General features: G+C 60.9%; 15 protein-coding genes and 1 pseudogene. All 16 read left to right on the plus strand.

The features are described from left to right. Positions 1 to 6 precede the first annotated feature (6 nt). The 16 genes and pseudogenes from mraY to nrdR all read left to right on the plus strand — a co-directional run bounded on the left by mraY (position 7) and on the right by nrdR (position 21,564). Positions 7 to 1,212 (plus strand): phospho-N-acetylmuramoyl-pentapeptide-transferase, encoded by a 1,206-nt coding sequence (gene mraY, locus AB8C10_RS02170; protein WP_005507747.1) that lies wholly within the window; start codon positions 7 to 9, stop codon positions 1,210 to 1,212. Continuing rightward, complete coding sequence (gene murD / locus AB8C10_RS02175; RefSeq protein WP_368866693.1) at positions 1,212 to 2,798, plus strand: UDP-N-acetylmuramoyl-L-alanine--D-glutamate ligase; 1,587 nt, start codon at positions 1,212 to 1,214, stop codon at positions 2,796 to 2,798. Before mraY ends, murD begins: the two co-directional genes overlap by 1 nt. Positions 2,799 to 2,947: 149 nt before the next feature. Continuing rightward, the gene (locus AB8C10_RS02180; protein ID WP_368866694.1) at positions 2,948 to 5,134 is read left to right on the plus strand and encodes an FtsW/RodA/SpoVE family cell cycle protein; all 2,187 of its coding nucleotides are present in this window, start codon (positions 2,948 to 2,950) and stop codon (positions 5,132 to 5,134) included. A gap of 211 nt (positions 5,135 to 5,345) precedes the next feature. Further along, positions 5,346 to 6,446 (plus strand): undecaprenyldiphospho-muramoylpentapeptide beta-N-acetylglucosaminyltransferase, encoded by a 1,101-nt coding sequence (murG, locus tag AB8C10_RS02185; protein ID WP_314657988.1) that lies wholly within the window; start codon positions 5,346 to 5,348, stop codon positions 6,444 to 6,446. Next, a complete protein-coding gene (murC, locus tag AB8C10_RS02190) occupies positions 6,446 to 7,945 on the plus strand; it encodes a UDP-N-acetylmuramate--L-alanine ligase (RefSeq protein WP_368866695.1) in 1,500 nt (499 codons plus the stop codon). Before murG ends, murC begins: the two co-directional genes overlap by 1 nt. A gap of 9 nt (positions 7,946 to 7,954) precedes the next feature. After that, a complete protein-coding gene (locus tag AB8C10_RS02195; protein WP_368866696.1) occupies positions 7,955 to 9,547 on the plus strand; it encodes a cell division protein FtsQ/DivIB in 1,593 nt (530 codons plus the stop codon). Between the two features lie 196 nt (positions 9,548 to 9,743). After that, positions 9,744 to 10,925 (plus strand): cell division protein FtsZ, encoded by a 1,182-nt coding sequence (gene ftsZ / locus AB8C10_RS02200; protein WP_005506541.1) that lies wholly within the window; start codon positions 9,744 to 9,746, stop codon positions 10,923 to 10,925. A gap of 149 nt (positions 10,926 to 11,074) precedes the next feature. Then, the gene (locus tag AB8C10_RS02205; protein WP_439958517.1) at positions 11,075 to 11,923 is read left to right on the plus strand and encodes a polyphenol oxidase family protein; all 849 of its coding nucleotides are present in this window, start codon (positions 11,075 to 11,077) and stop codon (positions 11,921 to 11,923) included. 51 nt (positions 11,924 to 11,974) lie between these two features. Continuing rightward, a complete protein-coding gene (locus AB8C10_RS02210; protein ID WP_070667246.1) occupies positions 11,975 to 12,808 on the plus strand; it encodes a YggS family pyridoxal phosphate-dependent enzyme in 834 nt (277 codons plus the stop codon). A 764-nt stretch (positions 12,809 to 13,572) separates the two neighbouring features. Further along, a pseudogene (locus AB8C10_RS02215) lies at positions 13,573 to 13,884 on the plus strand (cell division protein SepF); the annotation flags it as partial. A gap of 10 nt (positions 13,885 to 13,894) precedes the next feature. Continuing rightward, positions 13,895 to 14,194, plus strand: a complete 300-nt coding sequence (locus AB8C10_RS02220; RefSeq protein WP_049326900.1) for a YggT family protein — start codon at positions 13,895 to 13,897, stop codon at positions 14,192 to 14,194. A 503-nt stretch (positions 14,195 to 14,697) separates the two neighbouring features. After that, entirely contained in the window at positions 14,698 to 15,237 is a 540-nt protein-coding gene (locus AB8C10_RS02225; RefSeq protein ID WP_294602710.1) for a DivIVA domain-containing protein, read from the plus strand. 355 nt (positions 15,238 to 15,592) lie between these two features. Beyond that, positions 15,593 to 16,207 (plus strand): signal peptidase II, encoded by a 615-nt coding sequence (lspA, locus tag AB8C10_RS02230; protein WP_368866698.1) that lies wholly within the window; start codon positions 15,593 to 15,595, stop codon positions 16,205 to 16,207. A gap of 100 nt (positions 16,208 to 16,307) precedes the next feature. Next, positions 16,308 to 17,294 carry an RluA family pseudouridine synthase gene (locus tag AB8C10_RS02235; protein ID WP_368866699.1) on the plus strand — a complete coding sequence of 329 codons (987 nt, stop codon included), beginning with the start codon at positions 16,308 to 16,310 and terminating at the stop codon, positions 17,292 to 17,294. An 86-nt stretch (positions 17,295 to 17,380) separates the two neighbouring features. Further along, positions 17,381 to 20,923 carry a DNA polymerase III subunit alpha gene (gene dnaE, locus AB8C10_RS02240; RefSeq protein ID WP_368866700.1) on the plus strand — a complete coding sequence of 1,181 codons (3,543 nt, stop codon included), beginning with the start codon at positions 17,381 to 17,383 and terminating at the stop codon, positions 20,921 to 20,923. Positions 20,924 to 21,108: 185 nt separating this feature from the next. Beyond that, positions 21,109 to 21,564: a transcriptional regulator NrdR gene (gene nrdR, locus AB8C10_RS02245; RefSeq protein WP_005506525.1), complete on the plus strand. Its 456-nt coding sequence runs from the start codon at positions 21,109 to 21,111 to the stop codon at positions 21,562 to 21,564. Positions 21,565 to 21,636 lie beyond the last annotated feature (72 nt).

The following is a 21,636-nucleotide window of genomic DNA, read 5'->3' on the forward strand; positions in this document are numbered from 1 at the left end:
CGCTTTATGATTACCGTGCTGATTGCTGGAATCTTCGGATTCCTCATCTCCCTCACCGCGCTGCCGGTGTTCATCAAGAAGATGAAGTCTCTGAAGCTTGGCCAGCTCATCCGTGAGGAAGGCCCGGCAGCCCACCAGCATAAGGCGGGCACCCCCACCATGGCGGGTCTGATTTTCATCCCCGCGGCGATTCTCGCCTACTTCTTGACCCTGGCGGTGAGCGCGCTGCTCTTCGGTACCGCGCCGGTACCGACCGCTACCGCGTGGCTGACCATCGCCTTCACCCTGGGCATGCTCGGTGTGGGCGCGGCGGACGACATCATGAAGTTCCGCAATAAGGGCAACGAGGGCCTGACCGAGAAGCAGAAGACCATTGGTCTTCTGGGCGTGACCCTGCCCTTTGCGTACCTGGCGTTCCAGTTCCCGAATGAGTCGGGTGCTCGTCCGGCGTCGACCGCCATCTCTTTCGTACGTGACCTGCCCATTGACCTGTTCGCGGCGGGCGCGGTCTTCGGCTCCATCCTGCTGGTTGGTTGGATTACCCTCATCTCCCTGTCCGGTACGAACGCGGTGAACTTCACCGATGGTCTGGATGGCCTGGCTGGCGGCATCATGATGACCATCTTCTCCGGCTACCTGACCATCAGCATCTGGCAGTACGTACACGCCTGCTCCGCTGGCGCTGGCACCGCCTGCTACGATGTGCGCGACCCCGGTTCACTGGCGCTGATTGCCGCATCCCTGGTGGGTTCGCTGGCTGGCTTCCTCTGGTGGAACGTGTCGAAGGCACAGATCTTCATGGGCGACTCCGGTTCCCTGGCGCTCGGTGGCGCAATGGTTGCTTTCGCGCTGTTCACCCGCACCGAGCTGCTTCTGCTGGTCATCGCTCTGATTCCCGTGCTGGAAGTGTTCTCTGTGATTGTGCAGAAGTTCGTGTTCAAGACCAGCCGTAAGCGTTCGGTCGCAGCGGGGGAGAAGCCCCTGCACGCGCACCGTTACTTCCGTATGACCCCCTTCCACCACCACATGGAGAAGGTCGGCGTCAACGGCAAATACTCAATTGATAAGCGAGGCATTGCCCCCGGTACCGTCAGCAGCGGCGAAGTGAACTCCGTGTTCCGCCTCTGGGTTGTTAACGCCCTCTGCGTGCTCGTTGCCCTGGCGCTGTTCTTCGGTGACTGGTTCTCGCAGACTTCTGGAGTGATTCACTAATGTCAACTAATGAACAGCCGGATACAGCTCGCATTGAAGCGAACGCCGCCGCTATTGCGGTGAACCCGGTGTATGAGAACGAGCGCCTCGCGGAGCTGACTCACTGGGGTGCGCCCTGGGCTAACCTGCGCGTGGTCGTGGTGGGCATGGGTACCAGCGGCGACGCTGTGACCGATGTGCTCGCCCAGCTGGGTGCGAAGATCGTTGTCATCGACGGGGCTGATACCCCGGAGAAGCGTGAACGCATCGACCTGTACGCTAACGCCTACGGCAACGTTGAGGGCCTGTTCGGTCCCGAGCACATGCGCGCACTGCCCCCGGTGGACGGTCAGGAACCCGAGCTTGTGGTGACCTCCCCGGGCGTGCGTCCCGACCACCCGGTCATGCTGGACGCGTATGAGCGTCGCATCCAGATTTGGGGCGATGTGGAGCTGGCGTGGCGCCTGAATGAGCGCAACGACCGCCCGACTCCCAAGTGGCTGTGCCTGACCGGTACGAACGGTAAGACCACCACCGTGGGCATGGTCGATTCCATCCTGAAGGCTGCCGGTAAGAAGTCTATTCAGGTGGGTAACGTGGGCATGCCCATCGTGTACGCCATTGCAGACGATGAGCCCTATGAATTCTTCGCGGTGGAGCTGTCCAGCTTCCAGCTGCACTGGACCTACTCGATGTCCCCGTACGCTTCGGTGGTTCTGAACATCGCTGAGGATCACGTGGACTGGCACGGCTCCTTCGACGGCTACAAGGCTGATAAGGCTCGCGTGTACGAACACACTCAGGTCGCCTGCATCTTCAACACCGACCACGTAGACACCCTGCGCATGGTTGAGAACGCGGACGTTATTGAGGGCGCTCGCGCGATTGGCTTCAGCTCCACTGAGATGCCCTCCGTGTCGATGCTCGGCCTGGCTGAGGACATCATGGTGGACCGTGCCTTCCTGAAGAACCGTTACAACGAGGCGTATGAGCTGGCGGTTCTGGAGGATCTCGCTCCGGCACCCGGTAAGATGCCCGCAAAGCACACCGTGGAGAATGCCCTGGCGGCTGCGGCGCTGTGCCGTGCGGCTGATATTGACCCGAAGGCTGTGGGCGCTGGCCTGCGTTCCTTCAAGACCGGTGCGCACCGCAATCAGCTGGTGGGCTACGCGAACGACATCATGTGGGTGAACGATTCGAAGGCTACGAATCCTCACGCCGCGAATGCTTCGATGAGCGGTTACCCCTCGCTGGTGTGGATTGCTGGTGGCCTGTCGAAGGGCGTTGAGTACGATGAGCTGATTGCTGCTCACGCTCAGCGTCTGAAGGCTGTGCTGATTATCGGTACCGATACTGCGGCGTTGAAGTCGGCGTTGGCTAACCACGCTCCGCAGGTTCCGACCTACAATATGACCGCCGCTGTGGCTGATTCTTCGGATGGTGTTGCCGTGATGAACGCGGCTGTTGCGAAGGCTGCTGAGCTAGCGCATCCGGGGGATACCGTGCTGATGGCTCCCGCGTCTGCGTCGATGGACCAGTTCAAGAATTATGCGGTGCGCGGTGATGCGTTTGCGAACGCTGTCGCCGCCCAGCTGGCAGACTCTTAGGACGTTGCCTACAGAGGGTGCTTCGGGTGACCGGGGTGCTTTCTGCGGGTTCTTCTCGGGGGTGGGATGGTAATGGTGTCCCACCCCTGAACCTTTTTCGTGTATTCGCCACGACGGATTCGTGGCAGTTGAGGCCTATAGGAGGGCATGTGAGTACCAGCGCATCTTCGGAGCGTTCGGCTTCTTCGGCGCGTTCGACTACGAGTGGCCGTTGGGCGTCTTCGCGAGCCGGTTTGGAGGATTTCTCTGCGCCGTTCCGTGCTCGTGCCGGTAGGCTGTACCGTCGTGGTTTGAAGGCTGACCTGTGGGATGTACCTGTGATGCTGCTGGTGACGACCCTTGGTCTGGCTATTTTTGGCTGCATCATGGTGCTGTCGGCTTCGAGCGTCACGATGATTTCGCAGGGCCAGTCGCCGTTCTCGCAGGTTTCTTTCCAGATCATGTTCTTGGTCATGGGCGTTCTCGCAATGGCGGGTATTACGCGTATCCCGGTGGGGTGGTACCACAAGGAGTTTGTGGTGAACGCGATGCTCATTGCCGCTTTGGTCATGCAGCTTGCTGTGGTGGTTGTCGGCGTTGAGGTGAACGGTAACCGTAACTGGTTGAAGCTCGGCCCAGTACAGATTCAGCCGTCGGAGTTTTCGAAGCTGGCGATTATTATGTGGCTGGCGTGGGTGTACAGCCGCCACGGCGATATTTCTCGCAGTATTTGGCGTACGCTGTTCCCTTCGATTTATGGTGTGGGCGCCCTGGTTCTGCTGATTATGCTCGGCGGTGACATGGGTACCGCCATGGTGTATGGCTTCATCTTTGTGGGCATGATGTGGCTGGCGGGTGCTTCTCGTAGCTCGTTGCTGAGGATTGGCGGCGCGTTTGCGGTGTTGGCGCTGGTGGGTGTGCTCAGTAGCGCGAACCGTGTGGCTCGTATTTTCGGTATTTGGGGTTCGTGTACGAACGCTAACTGTGACCAGGCGAATTCTGGTGAGGTGGCGTTGGCGACCGGTGGTTTCCTGGGTGTTGGTCTGGGTCAGTCGCGTCAGAAGTACAACTACCTGGCTGAGGCTCATAACGACTACATTTTCGCCATTATTGGTGAGGAGCTGGGTCTGCTGGGTACGCTGGCGGTTCTGCTGCTGTACGTGGGTCTGGTGTATTGCGCGGTCCGGATTATGCTGCGCACTACTGATCCGCTGGTGCGTTTGGCGACGGGCGGCATCATGATTTGGCTGACCTCTCAGGCGATTATCAATATGGGCATGGTGTCCCGTCTTTTGCCGGTGATTGGTGTGCCTCTGCCGTTTGTTTCGTACGGTGGTTCGTCGCTGTTGTCGTCGTTGTTTGCGGCGGGTTTGTTGTTGGCGTTTGCGCGGCAGACTCCGTTGCGTGGCGCGACGGCACCGTCGAATATTGAGAATCAGAGCGCGCGTGAGGTTCGTCGTGCGAATGCTGATTGGAAGCGTCGTATTCCGTTGCAGGATGTACTGGATCAGGAGGAAGCGGCTCGTGCGGCTGCCGGTGGCCACCTGTTGAAGGAACATAATCCTTTGAAGATTGTTTTTGGCCCGGAGAGCGCATTGCACCGCTGGTTGGGTTTTGCCCCGGATCAGCAGCGTGAGCTGGCTCGTATGGCTCGTGAACAGCAGAAGGAGCAGGAACGCCAGGCTCGGGAGCAGGAGCGTCAGGAACAGGAGCAGGCTCGCCGTGAGGCGGCTCAGGCTCGTGAAGAGGCTCGTCGTGCTCGCGAGGAGGCGCGTCTGGCTCGTGAAGAAACTGCCCGCGTGAAGGCGGCTCAGGACAAGGTAGCTCAGGATAAGGCAGCTCAGGATAAGGCAGCTCAGCAGAAGAGTGCTCCGAAGAGGTCGGCTCAGAAGCCTGTATCTTCGGCTGATGCTCCCGCGAAGAAGCCTGCTTCGAAGCAGGCACCCGCTCAGGCTCGTGCTTCTCAGTCGCGTACCGGTCAGGGTAAGCCCGCTCAGGCTCGCCCCGCCCAGAAGGCACCTGCCCAGAAGCCCGCGGCTCCGAAGCAACCCGCGCAGAAGCGCGCCGCGCAGCCGCGTAATGCTCAGCAGCCTGCTGCTCAGAAGCGAGCAACCCAACCTCGTACCGCGCAGCACCGTCCGTCGGGTTCGTTGCCTGCGGGCTTGCAGCCGTTGCATCCGGAGGACCGTCAGCGTCGCGCCCAGCGACAGGGTGCTCAGCGTCAGGCAACGCCGCGACAGAGTGCTCAGGTAAAGGGTGCTCAGGCAAAGGCCGCGCAGAAGAACGGCGCTCAGCAGCGTCCGGCTCAGGGCGCGGCTCGGAACTCAGCTCAGCGGGGCACCCGTAAGCAGGGCTAAACCCAGCGGAACCCACCCTGTGTAGCCGGCATCGTGAGAGCTGGCGTTCGGGGGAGCGGGGCTGTGGGTTGCGCTTCCGCCGGTGATGAATATGCGCTGAATAAGAGATAACGCCCTCGCCGTTGAGTCATAGCTCAATGGCGGGGGCGCTCTATTGAACAGGTGCGATAGCGTAAAATGATGCTGTACCGATGTATTGGGAGAGAGACCTATGACGAAGAAGGCACCCTCTATAGTCTTCGCCGGTGGTGGCACCGCCGGTCACATTAATCCGATGCTTGCGATTGCCCGCGCCGTTCGCGACCTTGAACCGAACGCCAAGATTCTGATGCTGGGCACCGCCGACAAGATGGAAGCCGACCTGGTTCCGGCGGCCGGCTTCGATATTGAGTTTATTCCTCGCGCGGCGTTCCCTCGTAGCATTAACCGTGCCGCTTTTGCTTTCCCCGCTAAGTTCTTTGGTGGCCTGTCGAAGACCCGCCGCATCCTCAAGGAAGCAGATGCAGATGTGGTTGTTGGCGTGGGCGGCTACGTGTGCCCGCCGGCGTATCTGTCGGCGTTGAGCGCTAAGATTCCCGTGGTGATTCATGAGGCGAATGCGAAGCCCGGTTTGGCGAACCGCCTGGGTGGTTCGTTCGCGAAGTTCACCGGTGTGGCGTTCCCTAATACTCCGTTCCCGCGCGCAACCCTGGTGGGCATGCCCATGAAGGACGAGATTGCCTACCTGAACCGCGACGCGCACCGTTCGAAGGCTCGCCGTAACCTGGGCTTGGACCCGCAGAAGCCGACCGTGATTGTGACCGGCGGTTCGCTGGGTGCGTTGAGCCTGAATAATGCGGTGGCGGCGTGCCGTGACCACTTTGCGGAGTGGGATTTCCAGATTCTGCACATTACCGGTAAGGGTAAGGCTGTTCTGGATGAGAACGGTGAGCTGTTGAGCGCCCCGAATTACCGTCAGATTGAGTTCAGCAATGGCATGCAGGATGTGTATGCTGCCGCTGATCTTCTGCTGGTGCGTTCGGGCGCGGCGACCGTGAGTGAGGTTGCTGCGGTGGGTGTTCCCGCGATTTTTGTGCCGCTTCCCATTGGTAACGGTGAGCAGGCTCTGAATGCTCGTTCTCTGGTGGAGGCGTCTGCGGCTCTGCTGGTGAAGGATGCAGAAGTCACCGGTGAGTGGTTTGCCCGTGAGATTCCGGCTCTTATGGCGAACCCGGAGGAGCTGGAGCGCATGGGCGCTGCGGCGTATGAACTTGGTATCCGTGACGCGGCGCGCGTTATGGCTGAAGCAGTATTGAAGGCAGCTGAGAAGTAATGACTGAATTGATGAATCTTGAGATGGTGTTGCCGGCACCGCTGAACCCGCCGTTCCCTGAGCGTGCGAAGATGAGCGAGTTGGGCCGTGTACACTTCATCGGTATTGGTGGCGCGGGTATGAGCGCTATTGCCGCTCTGATGCTGCAGGCTGGTGTGACGGTGAGCGGTTCGGATCGTGCCGAGTCGGCTACTGTTGAGTCTTTGCGTGCTGCGGGTGCTCGTGTGGGTGTTCCTCAGCAGGCTGAGAACATTGTGGACGTTGATACCGTGGTGATTTCTACTGCGATTCGTGAGGATAACCCGGAGCTTGTTGCCGCTCGTGCGCAGGGTCTGCCTGTACTGCATCGTTCTGAGGCGCTTGCCGCTGTGATGGGTGAGTCTCAGGTGGTTGCTGTTGCCGGTACTCACGGTAAGAGCACGACTAGCTCCATGATTTCTGTGATGTTTGATCAGCTGGGTGCTGACCCGTCGTTTGCGGTGGGCACCGTGATTGCTGGTCGCGGCACGAACGCTCACCTGGGCGCTCAGGGTCCGGAGTCGATTTTTGTGGCTGAGGCTGATGAGTCGGACGGCTCGTTTGTTCGTTACCGCCCGGCGATTGCTGTGGTGACGAACGTTGAGCCGGACCACCTGGATTTCTATGAGACGGATGAGCGTGTCTTTGAGGCGTTCAACCGTTTTGTGGGTTCGCTGGCTCCTAACGGCGTTGTGGTGACCTGCGCTGATGATGCGGGCGCGGCTACTCTTGCGGCTCGTTCTCGTGCGGCGGGTGTGCCTGTGGTGACTTACGGTGAGTCTGCGGATGCTGACCTGCGCATTAGCGAGATTACCAGCGCTGGTTCTTCCTCGTCGTCGCACCTGTCCTGGTCTTTTGAGTGCCGTGGCGTGCGTTATGAGGGTGAGCAGGATATCGCTCTGAAGGTGCCCGGTATTCACAACCAGCTGAATGCTTCTGCGGCTTTTGCTTCGGCGTTGATTTCTGGTTACGAGGCTGCCGATATTGCTCCCGCTCTGGCTGAGTTTGTGGGTGCTGACCGCCGCTTCACCCTGCGCGGTGAGGTTGCCGGCGTGAAGGTCTTTGATGATTATGCGCATCACCCGACCGAGGTGTTCCGTGCCTTGGAGACCGGTCGTACCGTGGCTGATGGCCACAACCTGTACGTGATTTTCCAGCCTCACCTGTTCTCGCGTACTCGCGAGTTCGCGAAGGAGTTCGCGCAGGCTCTGTCGATGGCTGACCGCGCTCATGTGCTGGATATTTACCCGGCTCGTGAGCTGCCGATTGAGGGCGTGACCAGTGAGCTGATTACCGGTGCTGGTTTCTCTGAGGTTCGTTACGCTACCGCTGAGGGCGCTATTGAGGACATCGTGGCGTGCGCTCAGAGCGGCGATATTGTGATGACCGTTGGCGCCGGTGACGTGACCGCTTTGGGTGCTCGTCTGCTGGAGTCCCTGCAGATTCGTCACGGTGGCGAGTCGAAGAAGTCGGAGGCTTAGGCTGTGCCGATGAGTTCTGGTCTCTCTTCGGAGGGGCATTCCTCCTCGCGCGTGCCGAAGGCCCCGCGTTCGCGTGCTCGTTTGCGTGCCCAGCAGGTAGCTGAGAATGCGCAGGTTGAGGCTAAGCATGCCGAATCCGCGCAGGCTGAGTCTGCTCAGTCTCAGGTGGCAAAGACGACCAAGGCTGCGGAGGCTACGAAGTCTGCGGAGGCGGTGAAGCCCGCCAAGGCGACCGCTTCCGAGGGCTCGGCCCAGGCAGCCGCTACTCAGTCTTCGAGCCCTGTTCGCCATGCGCCGCGTAAGCCGGTGGTGCATAAGTCGCACGCCCAGAACGGTGCTGATTCTTCTACTCAGAAGAGCGCTGCGGCGGTGCATTCTTCGGCGCAGTCTCTGAAGGATTCGGTGCGTTCGGCGCTGATGACCGGTCGCACCGTGTCTGAGGTTGAGCATGCCCCTGAGCTGTTTGATGTTGAGGCGTTTGAGGATTATTCGTCGAAGACTTCATCCGCCAAGGGTGCCTCTGCTCAGGCTGCATCCGTGCAGGCTGAGAAGAGCGCCGGCAAGGACAGCGATAAGGGCTCTGACAAGAAGCCTGGCTCCTCCAAGGCCTCTGCTGAGTCTCGCGAAGAGTCTGCCGCCCAGAAGTCTGAGGAAAACGCCGACAAGAGCACTGATAAGGCGGGGGAGAATACAGCTGAAGAGCCTCGCCCCACGAGCCGTTTCGGTCGTTGGCGTGCCGAGCGTGAGCAGCAGCGTGCCGCGGAGATTGAGAAGGAGCGCGAGCGTGCGAGCCGCCAGGCTCAGCGTGAGCGTCTGCGTCAGGATCCGGGCCTGGACGGTCTGCGTGCTGAGGAACGCCCCCGTAAGGAGCGTGCGCCTCTGACCCGTGCCCGCAAGCTGCTGTACACTGCTTCGGCGCTGGCTATTATTGCGGTGCTGTACGTGGTGCTGGTCTTCTTCTCGCCCCTGTTGGCGACTCAGAAGATTACGGTGCGCGGCGCATCCCTGCTGGAGACCACTCAGGTGGAGCAGAAGCTGGAGCCCCTGCGCGGTGTTCCGCTCACTCGCATCGACGAGAAGAAGGTGCGTGAGCTGATCGGGCAGGATAACGTGATTCGTAGCGTGCAGGTGGAGAGCCGCCCACCGCATGAGCTGGTGGTGACTCTGAAGGAGCGTACCGCGGTTGCGGTTGTGAAGCAGGGCGATACGTACCATACTGTTGATAGTGATGGTGTGAGCCTGCTGGAGTCGGCAACTCAGCCCGATACCTCGGTGCCGCTGGTGCGTTTCAGCGGTGATGACCCGCAGACTTCGGCTGAATTCCACACCATTTCTACGGCGCTTTCGGCGATGCCCTCTGAACTTCTAGCTCAGGTTAAGGAAGCCAGCGCTACCTCAACCTCAAGTATCACTCTAACTTTGAGGGATAATACTACGGTGCAGTGGGGAACCGCTGAAGAGAGCGAGTTGAAGGCTAAGGTTCTTCTCTCCCTGCGCCAGGCTATTGCCAAGCGTGCCCAGGAGGAGAAATCTTCCGAAGCACAGACGCAGAAGGTGACCGTCTACGATGTGTCTGCCCCGCGCGTACCGGTGACCCGCTAGGGGAACCATTCAGGCGCTTTATCCTCCCTTTTTGTGTGAAATCCGCAAAAAGAGGGGGTAATTGCGCTGTGTGACTAGGAACCAACAAAAACAGTTTGGTATCCTAGCAGATAAAGTCATTCTTTAGAGGAAACCTTCAGGCTTAGATTAAGCTGCGGGTCTTCCGAAGCTGGAACACGGAACAATCGAGGAATACATGGACGCTGGAACTCCCCAGAACTACTTGGCAGTCATCAAGGTCGTTGGTATCGGCGGCGGTGGCGTCAACGCAGTCAACCGCATGATTGAGGTTGGTCTGCGCGGCGTTGAGTTCATTGCTATCAACACTGACGCTCAGGCTCTGCTGATGTCCGATGCAGACGTTAAGCTGGACGTTGGTCGTGAGCTGACCCGCGGTCTTGGCGCGGGCGCAAACCCCGAGGTTGGCCGTCAGGCAGCCGAGGATCACGCGCAGGAAATTGAGGAAGTCCTCAAGGGCGCAGACATGGTCTTTGTGACCGCAGGTGAGGGCGGTGGCACCGGTACCGGTGGCGCGCCCGTCGTGGCACGTATTGCCCGCTCCCTCGGCGCCCTGACCATTGGTGTGGTGACCCGCCCCTTCACCTTCGAGGGTCGTCGCCGCTCCAACCAGGCTGAGACCGGTATCGCTGCTCTGCGCGATGAGGTTGATACCCTGATCGTTATTCCGAACGACCGACTGCTGTCGATTTCGGATCGCAACGTCTCCATGCTGGACGCATTCAAGTCCGCTGACCAGGTTCTGCTCTCCGGTGTGCAGGGCATTACCGACCTGATCACCACCCCCGGCCTGATCAACCTTGACTTCGCTGACGTTAAGTCCGTCATGCAGGGTGCAGGTTCGGCTCTGATGGGTATCGGCTCGGCATCCGGTGAGGACCGCGCAGTGAAGGCAGCTGAGCTGGCTATCGCTTCGCCGCTGCTGGAAGCATCCATCGACGGTGCACACGGCGTTCTGCTGTCCATTCAGGGTGGCTCCGACCTGGGTCTGTTCGAGATCAACGAGGCTGCACGCCTGGTTCAGGAAGTGGCTCACCCCGACGCAAACATCATCTTCGGTGCTGTTATTGACGACGCACTGGGCGATGAGGCTCGCGTGACCGTGATTGCTGCTGGCTTCGACGCAGTGAACCCGGAGACCAACTCCAACGCTTCCACTGCTGCGGCTACTCAGGCTCAGCGCACCCAGGCATCCTTCGGCGGTTCCACCGCTCCGGCTGCTAACGGCTACGGCTACAACGCACCCGCTGCTGCTCCGGCTTCCACCGGCGCTGCTGGCTTCGACGTTGACCTTCCCCCGGTTGTGGAGGAAGCTCCGGCTCGCCGCGACACCCTGGATGTCCCTGACTTCCTGAAGTAGTCTGCCCGGCTGTGAACGCCTAGGCGTTGCACGGCTGAGAGTCTTATGAAGCTATAGGGGAGCTGAGAAACACGCACATTGTGCTGTTCTCGGCTCCCCTTTGCTATACCCGCCGTTATACCTGCTGACACCTGATGAAGGAATAGATGATGAGCGACGCTCCCAAAACTCCGCTACTTGCTGCTGCCGATACCCGCACCTTGGGCCCCTGGCGTGTGCGGGTGGGTTTCACCTCCCGCGCGGCGGGCAACCTGGGCTTGCACGTGGACGATGAGCTCGGCGGCGGTATGGACGCCTCCCTGGTGCGCACCCTCAACCACCGTGCCGCCCTGGAGGAGGCGCTGGGTACCGAGCCGTTCTTCTACCTGAACCAGGTGCACGGCGTGCAGATTGCCTACCCGGAAGACTACGCGGTGGAATCCTACGCACCCGGTGCCCCGCAGGAGCGTACGGTTGAGCGTGCCCGCGCGGTGCTGGAGAATTCCCCGGTCGCCGATGCGGCGATTAGCAGTGAGGGCGTGCCCTTGGCGATTATGGTGGCGGACTGCATTCCCGTGGTGCTGGTGGGTGAGCGGGTCGCGAACTGGCAACCGATCCTGGCGGTGGCTCATGCTGGCCGCCGCGGCCTGCTTGACGGCGTGCTTCAGCAGACCGTGCAACGGATGCGTCAGCTCGGTGCGGAGAAAATTACCGCCTGGCTGGGTCCGAGCATTTGCGGTAGCTGCTACGAGGTGCCCGAGGCGATGCGCACCGAATCCACCGAGCTGATTCCGCAGGTGCATTCGGTGACCAGCCAGCAGACTCCCGGTCTTGATCTGCCCGCCGGCGCCCGCGCCGTGCTGGAGGAGGCGGGCGTGCGGGTGAGCATGGACTGTGCGCAGTGCACGTTTGAGGAGCCCGAGGTGTATTCGCATCGCGGGTTCACGAACCGCGGTGAGAAGCCGGGCCGTATTGCGGGTCTGGTGTGGATTGAGAAGGTGGCAGAGCCTGCCGCCTAGAGCTGCTAAAGATAGGGCCGCTAAAGAGATAGAGCCGCTGAAGGAGAGAAGATGTCTGAAATGAACGTAGAAGAGAACCTGCACTACACTCCCGAACGTGCCGAGCAGCTGCTGCAGAACTACCGCCGCGTGCTTGAGCGTATCCGCGCCGCGGAGCAGGACCACAGCGCCGTGCGTACCGAGGCGAGCGCCCCGGTGCAGCTGGTGACGGTCACGAAGTTCTTCCCCGCCTCCGACGCGGCGGCACTGCTGGATGGGGGAGTGACCCTCTTCGGTGAGAACCGCGACCAGGAAGCGAGCGCGAAGGCTCGCGAGCTCGCCGCATACTGCGCCCAGCGTGAGGTGCAGCCCCCGCACTGGGCGTTTATTGGCCAGTTGCAGACGAACAAGGCGAAGTCTGTGGTCAAGTACGCCTCCAGCGTGCATTCGGTGGACCGCCCCTCCCTGGCGGATGCGCTGGCGAAGGCGTACGCAAACCAGCTCTCCCGCTTTGAGGCGGGGGAGGCGCCCGCACCCGCGGCGGCGGAGCATGGTGCGCTGACCTGCCTGGTGCAGGTGTCCCTGGCGGAGGTCGCGACCGCTGGCCACGCTGCCGAGGGCGCACGCGGTGGTACGAGCGCCTCCGAGCTGCTGGAGCTGGTGGAGCGCATCGAGAATCACGAGCATCTGCGCTGCGGCGGTGTGATGGCGGTGGCGCCGCTGGGCATGAACCCGGATGCGGCGTTCGAGAAGCTTTACGGTTTGGCGTCGCTGGTGCGTGAGCAGGTGCCGCACGCGACCGAGATTTCCGCCGGCATGAGCGGGGATTTGGAGGCGGCGGTGCGTTGGGGTTCGACCTGCGTGCGCGTGGGTAGCGACATCATGGGTAAGCGTCCGGCGCTCTAGGCCCTTTAGCCGTTAGTCTTTTCAGCTGATGGGTCTGCTGGCGGCGGCATAATCATCGGTGCCCTGACCGCCCGCGCGGGGTGGGCGCTGGTAATATATACATGCCGGTGCATGACGTACCGTCACGCGCACACCTTCTGACGAAGCACCACGGCAGACCCTGTACACCACAAGCAAAGAACAGCGAGAGAATCATGGCGAAGCAAAGCCGTCTGGCGGGTTTCCTCGGCCTGGAACGATACCAGGACGCCGAGGCGACGCCGGAAGAATCCCCGCAGGCTGTGCAGGCTGACACCCGCAAGGAGGCGAACGCCTCCGCAGGGCAGGCTGCTACAGCGCAGAAGACCGATAGCGCCAACAGGCTCTCAGCACTGCCCGGCTCGGCACAGTACAGCGATGCCGAGTCGCAGAGCGAAACCTACCATCTGCAGGACGAACCCGCCTATACTGAACAGGAAGAGTACCTGCAGGCTGATAGCTACGATGACGGTACAGAAACCGAGTATCTGGACGCAGAAGAACCTGCCGACGGACGAGCAGCCGTAGATGCAGCGGCACACGCCACCGCTCATACACCTGAAACCACAGCTGATCTGGCGGAAACCGAACAGACTTGGGACGATGCCAGCGCAGACAATTGGGAGGACACCCCGGTGCCGAATACCGAATACACCGAGCAGTACGCCGATACGTACTCCAACGACGGCTACTACGAACAGGGCTACGAGCCCGAAGAAACCAACGGATACACCTACGGTTACGAGGAAGAAGAGGACGAATTGCGTCGCATCACCACTATCCACCCCCGCTCCTACAATGACGCAAAGATCATTGGTGAGGCATTCCGCGAGAACATTCCCGTGATTATGAACGTGGAAGAAATGCCTGACGCAGACGCAAAGCGCCTGGTGGACTTCGCATCCGGTCTGGCATTCGCACTGGAGGGCCGCATTGAGCGCGTCACCGCTAAGGTGTTCCTGCTGACCCCCTCCAACCTGGAGGTTCTGGGTGTGGCTAACTCTGAGGTTCCCGCCGGCTTTGAGACCGACGGCGAATTCCCCTTCGACCAGGGCTAAGGACTGATAGATGGGTTATATTTTCGCCCTCATTACGATCGTTGTCTACGTTCTCTACATTGCGATGCTACTGCGCATGCTCTTTGACTGGGTGCGCATGTTCGCACCGGAGTGGCGACCCAAGGGCATTGTGTTGCTCTTCGCCAGCGGCGTGTACGCGGTGACTGACTGGCCGATGAACCAGTTGCGCCGCCTGATCCCGCCGGTTCGTGTGGGTAACGTTGCATTGGACACCGGCTTCCTGATTCTGATTGTTCTGTTGTCTTTGCTGCTGAGCATCATGATGCGGATGACCGCGGCCTTCTCGTAAGCGCCTGCCCGCTAAGAGACGACAGCTGACGAGCACAAACGATAGACCCCCGCCTGCCTGACCCGTTCACGGGTTGAGTGCAGAGCGGGGGTTTTCTGTGCTTAGGTTTTGGGCTTGGGTTCTGCGCCTGTGTTCTGTGCCTGGGTTCTACCTGGATTCTGTGCCTGGGCTCTGCCAGGGGAGCGTCACAATGCCTTCTCGAAAACCTTCTCAAAATGCACCGCAGGGCAGAAAACATAAGGGGGATAGCAGGGACTAGGGCGGATACGTCACGTGGTGAATCCCACCCTTGCGCAGAGCGAATATTTTACGATTCAACCGACGTATAACCGGGCACAGAAACCAAAGAATAGTAGAATTGGTGCCAACGACTGCATCGCGGCATAACCATGCCCTGAATCATCGGGACCCTAAAATATTGGGGCCACGCCCTATCTGGCTGGTGAATCCGCGGCACTCAACATCACCACCAAACCCCGTAGGGATACCCAGAGGAGAAGCCCATGGCAATCACCCCCGAAGACCTGATCACTAAGAGCTTCAAGATTGTAACCGAAGAGTCCGGTTACGACCGCAACGAGGTCGACGACTTCCTGGACGAGCTCGTTGTCGAACTGCGCGCACTCTACTCCGATCGTGATGCCCTGGAGCGTCAGGTTGAGCAGCTCTCCGCAAATGCTCCCGATTCCCCCGCAGCGGCTGTGGCACCCGCACAGTCCTCGGCTGCATCGGCTGCACCTCAGGACGCGGCGGCACTGCTCGCTATGGCACAGAAGGTTCACGACGACTACGTGGCACAGGGCGAGAAGGCTAAGGCTGAACTGATTGAAGAGGCAGAGAGGAAGGCAGACGCTATGGTGAGCGAAGCTCAGCAGCAGCGCGAAGAGGTTCTCTCTCGCCTCACCGACGAGAAGGAAGAGCTGGAGATCGCTGTTGAGGCTCTGCGCGGCTTCGAGAGCCGTTACCGCTCCAAGCTGCTGCAGCACCTGGATGCACAGGTTCAGGAGCTGAAGAACCTCAAGTCTATCGAGGCTTCTGCATAAAGCAGTTCGCTTGAATAAGCTCACGACGCTTTGAGGCGTATGCCGCCCGGATTCTTTCTCTTCCGCCGCTATTCACCGGGGAAGATGGAGAGAACCGGGCGGTATTCTCATACCCGCCCGGCACGGTGCAATAACCCAGCGTGAGAAGCGGGGGAGAGTACCCGCCACATCACCGCCGGATACTCGATGGTCTACCCCGATTTGCTAAGCTAGAGGGGCACTATCGAACGCGAGCGCACTCCGCCTCCGTAACAGGGGCCTCCGTACCATGGGGCCTCCGCGCCGTAGGGCCGCCGCACCGTAGGCGCAATAACCGGCACAGACCGCAGCAACCGGCACAGACTAGAGGAGAGCTATGACCAACACCCCCAAGACTGCTGAATCCTCAGTCGCACAGGTAGCCGATAACGCCGCCGAAGAAGCTACTGGTCGCCGCGTGCGCATCCTTTCGGCTCGCTCCGCAGGGATCCTCGCGCTCGTGCTCGCCGCCGTCGTATTCGCTATCGACCAGGGCACCAAATACCTGGTCGTTACCCAGATGCAGTTGGGGGAGCGCATCACCGTCATCGACGGGTTGCTGTGGTGGTACTCGATTCGTAACTCCGGTGCCGCATTCAGCATGGGTGAGAACGTCACCTGGATCTTCACGCTCGTCATGATTGCCGCCGCAGCCGTGGTGCTCTACCTGTTGCGCCGCACCCGCGCCCTGTCCTGGACCCTCGCGCTGGGCGGTCTGCTCGGCGGTATCTGCGGCAACCTCTTCGACCGCCTCTTCCGTGAGCCCGGCTTCGGCTCCGGCCACGTGGTCGACTTTATTTCCGTGCCGAACTTCGCAATTTTCAATATTGCAGACTCCGCAATCTGCGTGTGCATGGCATTCATCGTGCTACTGAACTTCAAGGGCCTGAACCTCAACGGAACCCGTGTGCAGGCTGAGGATAAGAGCACCGACGAAAAGAGCTCCGAGTAGCGCCCCGCCCCGGCTATGTTGCCGATACACGTGGCTACAGACGCGCTTACAGACGTTTTCACACAGACACCCCAGATAACACCACCCGAAGGAGAGCCGCATGAGCGAAACCACCAACGCCGCAGAAGATACGGCACGCATCCGCGCCGAATTCACCGTTGAAGGCGCGCTTGCCGGTATGCGCCTGGACGCCGCGCTCGCCGGCGCACTCGACGCGCCCCGAACCCGCACCTCCGGGTGGATTCGTGACGGCCACGTGACCGTCACCAACAACGGCAAGGCCGTGAAGATCGGCAAGTCCTACAAGCTTTCCGCGGGCGATGAGGTCGTCGTGGACGCACCCGCACCGCGCGATTTGGCGGACATTCGCCCCGAAAAGGTGGACGGCTTCCGCATCGTGCACCTGGACGACGATATCGTCGTGGTGGACAAGCCCGCAGGCGTGGCGGCGCACCCCTCGCCCGGCTGGCACGGCCCCACCGTCATCTCCGCGCTCATGGGCGAGGGCATTTCGGTTGCTACCTCCGGCGCGGCAGAGCGCCAGGGCATTGTGCACCGCCTGGACGTAGGCACCAGCGGCCTGATGGTCGTAGCCCGCAGCGAACGCGCCTACACCGAACTCAAGCGAGCCTTCAAGGAACGCACCGTGGACAAGGTCTACCACACGCTCGTGCAGGGTCTGCCCGACCCGCTGCGCGGCACTATCGACGCGCCCATCGGCCGCCACCCCGGCAACGAGTGGAAGTTCGCCGTGGTCGAGGACGGCCGTAACTCCATCACCCACTACGATGTGCTCGAAGCCTTCGGCCCCGCATCCCTGGTGGAGGTGCACCTGGAAACCGGTCGCACCCACCAGATTCGTGTGCACTTCTCCGCGCTGCGCCACCCCTGCTGCGGTGACCTGACCTACGGCGCCGATCCGCGCTTTAGCGCCGAACTGGGTCTGACCCGTCAGTGGCTGCACGCGCACCGTCTGGGCTTCGACCACCCCGGCACCGGCGAGCGCGTGACCTTCACCAGCGAGTACCCGCTCGACCTGTCCTACGCGCTGACCGCTCTGCGCGAGGGCAAGGTTCAGCTCGGCTAGCTATAGCCGCCCGCGGGCTAATACCCCGCCGCACACAGCTTCACATTCACCGCCCATCCTCCAGCCCACACCTCCAGGAGATATCCGTGGCAACCAAAGAATTTACGCACCTGCACGTGCACACCGAGTACTCCATGCTTGACGGTGCCGCGCGCCTGGGTGACCTGTTCACCCACGCTAAAGAACTCGGCATGAAGTCCATGGCGACCAGTGACCACGGCTTCCTCTTTGGTGCCTTCGACTTCTGGCGCCAGGCTAAAGCACACGACATCAAGCCCATCATTGGTGTGGAGGCGTACTTGACCCCCGGCACGCACCGCACCGACCGTTCGCGTGTGCGCTGGGGTGACGGCTCCCGCGACGACGTGTCCGGCGGTGGCGCGTACACCCACATGACCATGTGGGCTGAAACTACCGAGGGCATGCACAACCTGTTCCGTGCCTCCTCGATTGCGTCGCTGGAAGGTCAGCTGTACAAGCCGCGTATGGACCGTGAGGTGCTGCAGACCTACTCGAAGGGTCTGATTGCGACCACCGGCTGCCCCTCCGGTGAGGTTCAGACGCGCCTGCGCCTGGGACAGTTTGACGAGGCGGTCCAGGCGGCGAGCGAATTCCGCGATATTTTCGGCAAGGACAACTTCTACTGCGAGGTCATGGACCACGGCCTGGACATTGAACGCAATGTTCAGGAGGATTTGCACCGTCTCGCCAAGAAGCTGAACCTGCCCTTCGTCGCCACCAACGACCTGCACTACACCCGCCAGGAAGACCACACCGCCCACGCGGCGCTGCTGTGCGTGCAGTCCGGCTCGACCCTCACCGACCCCAAGCGCTTCAAGTTCGACGCGGATAACTTCTACCTGCGCTCGGCAGAAGAAATGTACGCCCTGTTTGGCGACATTCCCGGCGCGTGCGAGAACACCCTCGAAATCGCTGAACGTTGCAACGTGGAGTTCAACACCAAGGCGAACTACATGCCGAACTTCCCCGTGCCCGAGGGCGAAAACGAGGAATCCTGGTTCGTGAAGGAGGTCGAGAAGGGACTGCACTACCGCTTCCCGGACGGCGTGCCCGACAAGGTGCGTAAGCAGGCTGAGTACGAGGTGGGGGTTATTACCTCCATGGGTTTCCCCGGCTACTTCCTCGTGGTCGCCGACTTTATTAACTGGGCTAAGCGCAACGGTATTCGCGTGGGTCCGGGCCGTGGTTCCGGTGCAGGTTCCATGGTCGCGTACGCGATGCGTATTACCGACCTGAACCCGCTCGACCACGACCTGATCTTTGAGCGATTCCTCAACCCCGACCGCGTCTCCATGCCCGACTTCGATGTGGACTTTGACGATCGTCGCCGCGGCGAAGTCATCGACTACGTGACCGAAAAGTACGGTGAAGAGAAGGTCGCACAGATTGTCACCTTCGGCACCATTAAGGCGAAGCAGGCGCTCAAGGACGCCTCCCGCGTGATGGATCAGCCGTACTCGGTCGGCGAGCGCCTCACCAAGGCGATGCCGCCGGACGTCATGGGTAAGAACATCGCCCTGGCGAACGTGTACAACGAAGAGGATAAGCGTTACGCCGAGGCGGCAGATTTGCGCGCCCTCATTGAGGACCCGGTCGATAAGATTTACGGCCAGGTGTTCGAAACCGCGAAGGGCCTGGAGGGTCTGAAGCGTCAGTGGGGTGTGCACGCCGCGGGCGTGATCATGTCCAGCAAGAATCTGGTGGATGTGATTCCCGTGATGCGCCGCGAGGCTGACGGCCAGGTCATTACCCAGTTCGATTACCCCACCTGTGAGGGCCTGGGCCTGATCAAGATGGACTTCTTGGGTCTGCGTAACCTCACCATCATCTCCGATGCGGTGGAGAACATTAAGGTCAACCGAGGCATCGACCTGGACCTGGAATCCCTGTCTTTGGACGATCCGGAATCGTACCGTCTGCTGGCGCGCGGTGACACCCTCGGCGTGTTCCAGCTCGATGGCGGCCCGATGCGCTCGCTGCTCAAGCTCATGGAGCCCGAGGAGTTCGAGCACATTTCGGCAGTGTTGGCGCTGTACCGTCCGGGCCCGATGGGCGCGAACTCGCACACCAACTACGCTCTGCGTAAGAACGGTAAGCAGGAGATCGAGCCGATTCACCCCGAGCTGGAAGAGCCGCTGAAGGACATCCTGGACACCACCTACGGCCTGATTGTGTATCAGGAGCAGGTTATGGCGATTGCTCAGAAGGTCGCGAACTACACTCTGGGTGAGGCAGACCTGCTGCGCCGTGCGATGGGTAAGAAGAAGAAGGCGGAGCTGGATAAGCAGTACGCTACCTTCCACGACGGCATGATTTCTAACGGCTACTCTGAGGGCGCTATTAAGGCGCTCTGGGATATTCTGCTGCCGTTCTCTGACTACGCGTTCAACAAGGCGCACACGGCTGCGTACGGTCTGGTGTCGTACTGGACGGCGTACCTGAAGGCGCATTACCCGCAGGAGTACATGGCTGCGCTGCTGACCAGCGTGGGCGATAACAAGGACAAGCTCGCGCTGTACCTGAATGAGTGCCGCGCCATGGGCATTACCGTGCTCGCACCGGACGTGAACGAGTCCACCCTGACCTTCGCCCCCGTCGGTGACGATATCCGCTTCGGTATGGGCGCGATTCGTAACGTGGGCGCGAACGTGGTCGAGGGTATGATTGCCGCCCGCGAGGAGAAGGGCCGTTACGAGTCCTTCAACGACTTCCTGAAGAAGGTGCCGCTGCAGGTGTGCAATAAGCGCACCATCGAGTCGCTCATTAAGGCGGGCGCTTTCGACGATCTGGGTCATACGCGCCGTTCCCTGTCCCTCATTCACGAGGCGGCAGTGGACGCTGCCGTGGCGGTCAAGCGTAAGGAGGCGGCGGGCCAGTTCGACCTCTTCGGCTCCCTCGGCATGGACGACGCCCTCGGCGACGAACTGACCGTGACCATCCCGGACGTGCCCGATTGGGACCGCCGCGAGAAGCTGAACTTTGAGCGTGACATGCTGGGCCTGTACGTTTCGGACCACCCGCTGCGCGGTCTGGAACGTGCGCTCTCGGACGCCGCAACCCACTCGGTGCACGACATCATCGGTGAAGACTCGCACGTGCGCGACGGCGAAACCGTCACCATCGCGGGTATGCTCACCGGCGTTTCGCGCCGTATCGCCAAGTCCAGCGGCAACCAGTACGCCTCCGTGGAGCTGGAAGACCCCTCGGGTGCAACCATCACGGTCATGTTCTTCTCCCGCGCCTACGAGACGATGGGCGCCGCCCTGGCGGACGACCTCATCTGCTCGATTCGTGGCCGCGTGCAGCGCCGCGACGACGGCAGCGTGAACATGAGCGCCCAGGAACTGCAGATTCTGGAAATCAGCGATGACGGCCGCGCCGCACCCATCACCATCGTGGTACCCGAGTACCTGGTGACCGAGGCGAACCTGAAGGAGCTGAAGGAGACCCTGCGCGACCACAAGGGCACCGCGGATGTGCGCATGCTCATCCGCACCCGCGATAAGGAGCAGCTGGTGCTGCTGGACCCGAGTGTGCGCGTGGAACCGAACCCGAGCCTCTTCGGTGAAATCAAGACGATTTTCGGTCCGAGCTGCATTCGACGCTAACAACGCACGCTAACAATGCACCCCCATGAGGGGAATGACAGGGTGGATTCTGCATAGCAGAGTCCACCCTGAGCGTATATTCACTCACAACATACGGTGTACCCGCTGTATATCACGGTAGAATAGGTATAAATATTCTTGAGCGCTGTATACGCGGGCGCTAGCGCCCAGCCAAGGAGAAACGAATGTACTGCCCCTATTGCAAGCACACCGACTCGCGCGTGGTGGATTCCCGCACCACCGATGACGGCGCCGCAATTCGCCGCCGCCGCCAGTGCACCTCCTGCGCTCGCCGTTTCACGACCGTTGAAACCACCACCATTTCGGTGATTAAGCGTTCCGGTGTGACCGAGCCCTTCGACCGTTCGAAGATTGCCGCCGGCGTGCGTAAGGCATGCCAGGGCCGCCCCGTGGGTGAGGACGATTTGGCGAAGCTCGCCCAGGAAGTTGAAGAGCTGATTCGTGCCCGCGGTCTGGCGGAGATTAACGCGCACGAGGTGGGTCTGACCATCCTGGAGCCGCTGTCGAAGCTGGATGCGGTCGCCTACCTGCGTTTTGCGAGCGTGTACCAGGCGTTTGAGAACCTTGAAGACTTTGAGGAGGCGATTGCGCGTCTGCGTGAGGACCGCATCGCCCAGTAAATGGCTAGTACAGTAACTAGCTAGCCCAGTAGCTAATGAGCTCAGCCGCCGCTACATGCGCGGCGGCATACA

This window comes from Rothia mucilaginosa (assembly GCF_964210535.1).
Classification (GTDB): Bacteria; Actinomycetota; Actinomycetes; order Actinomycetales; family Micrococcaceae; genus Rothia; species Rothia mucilaginosa_F.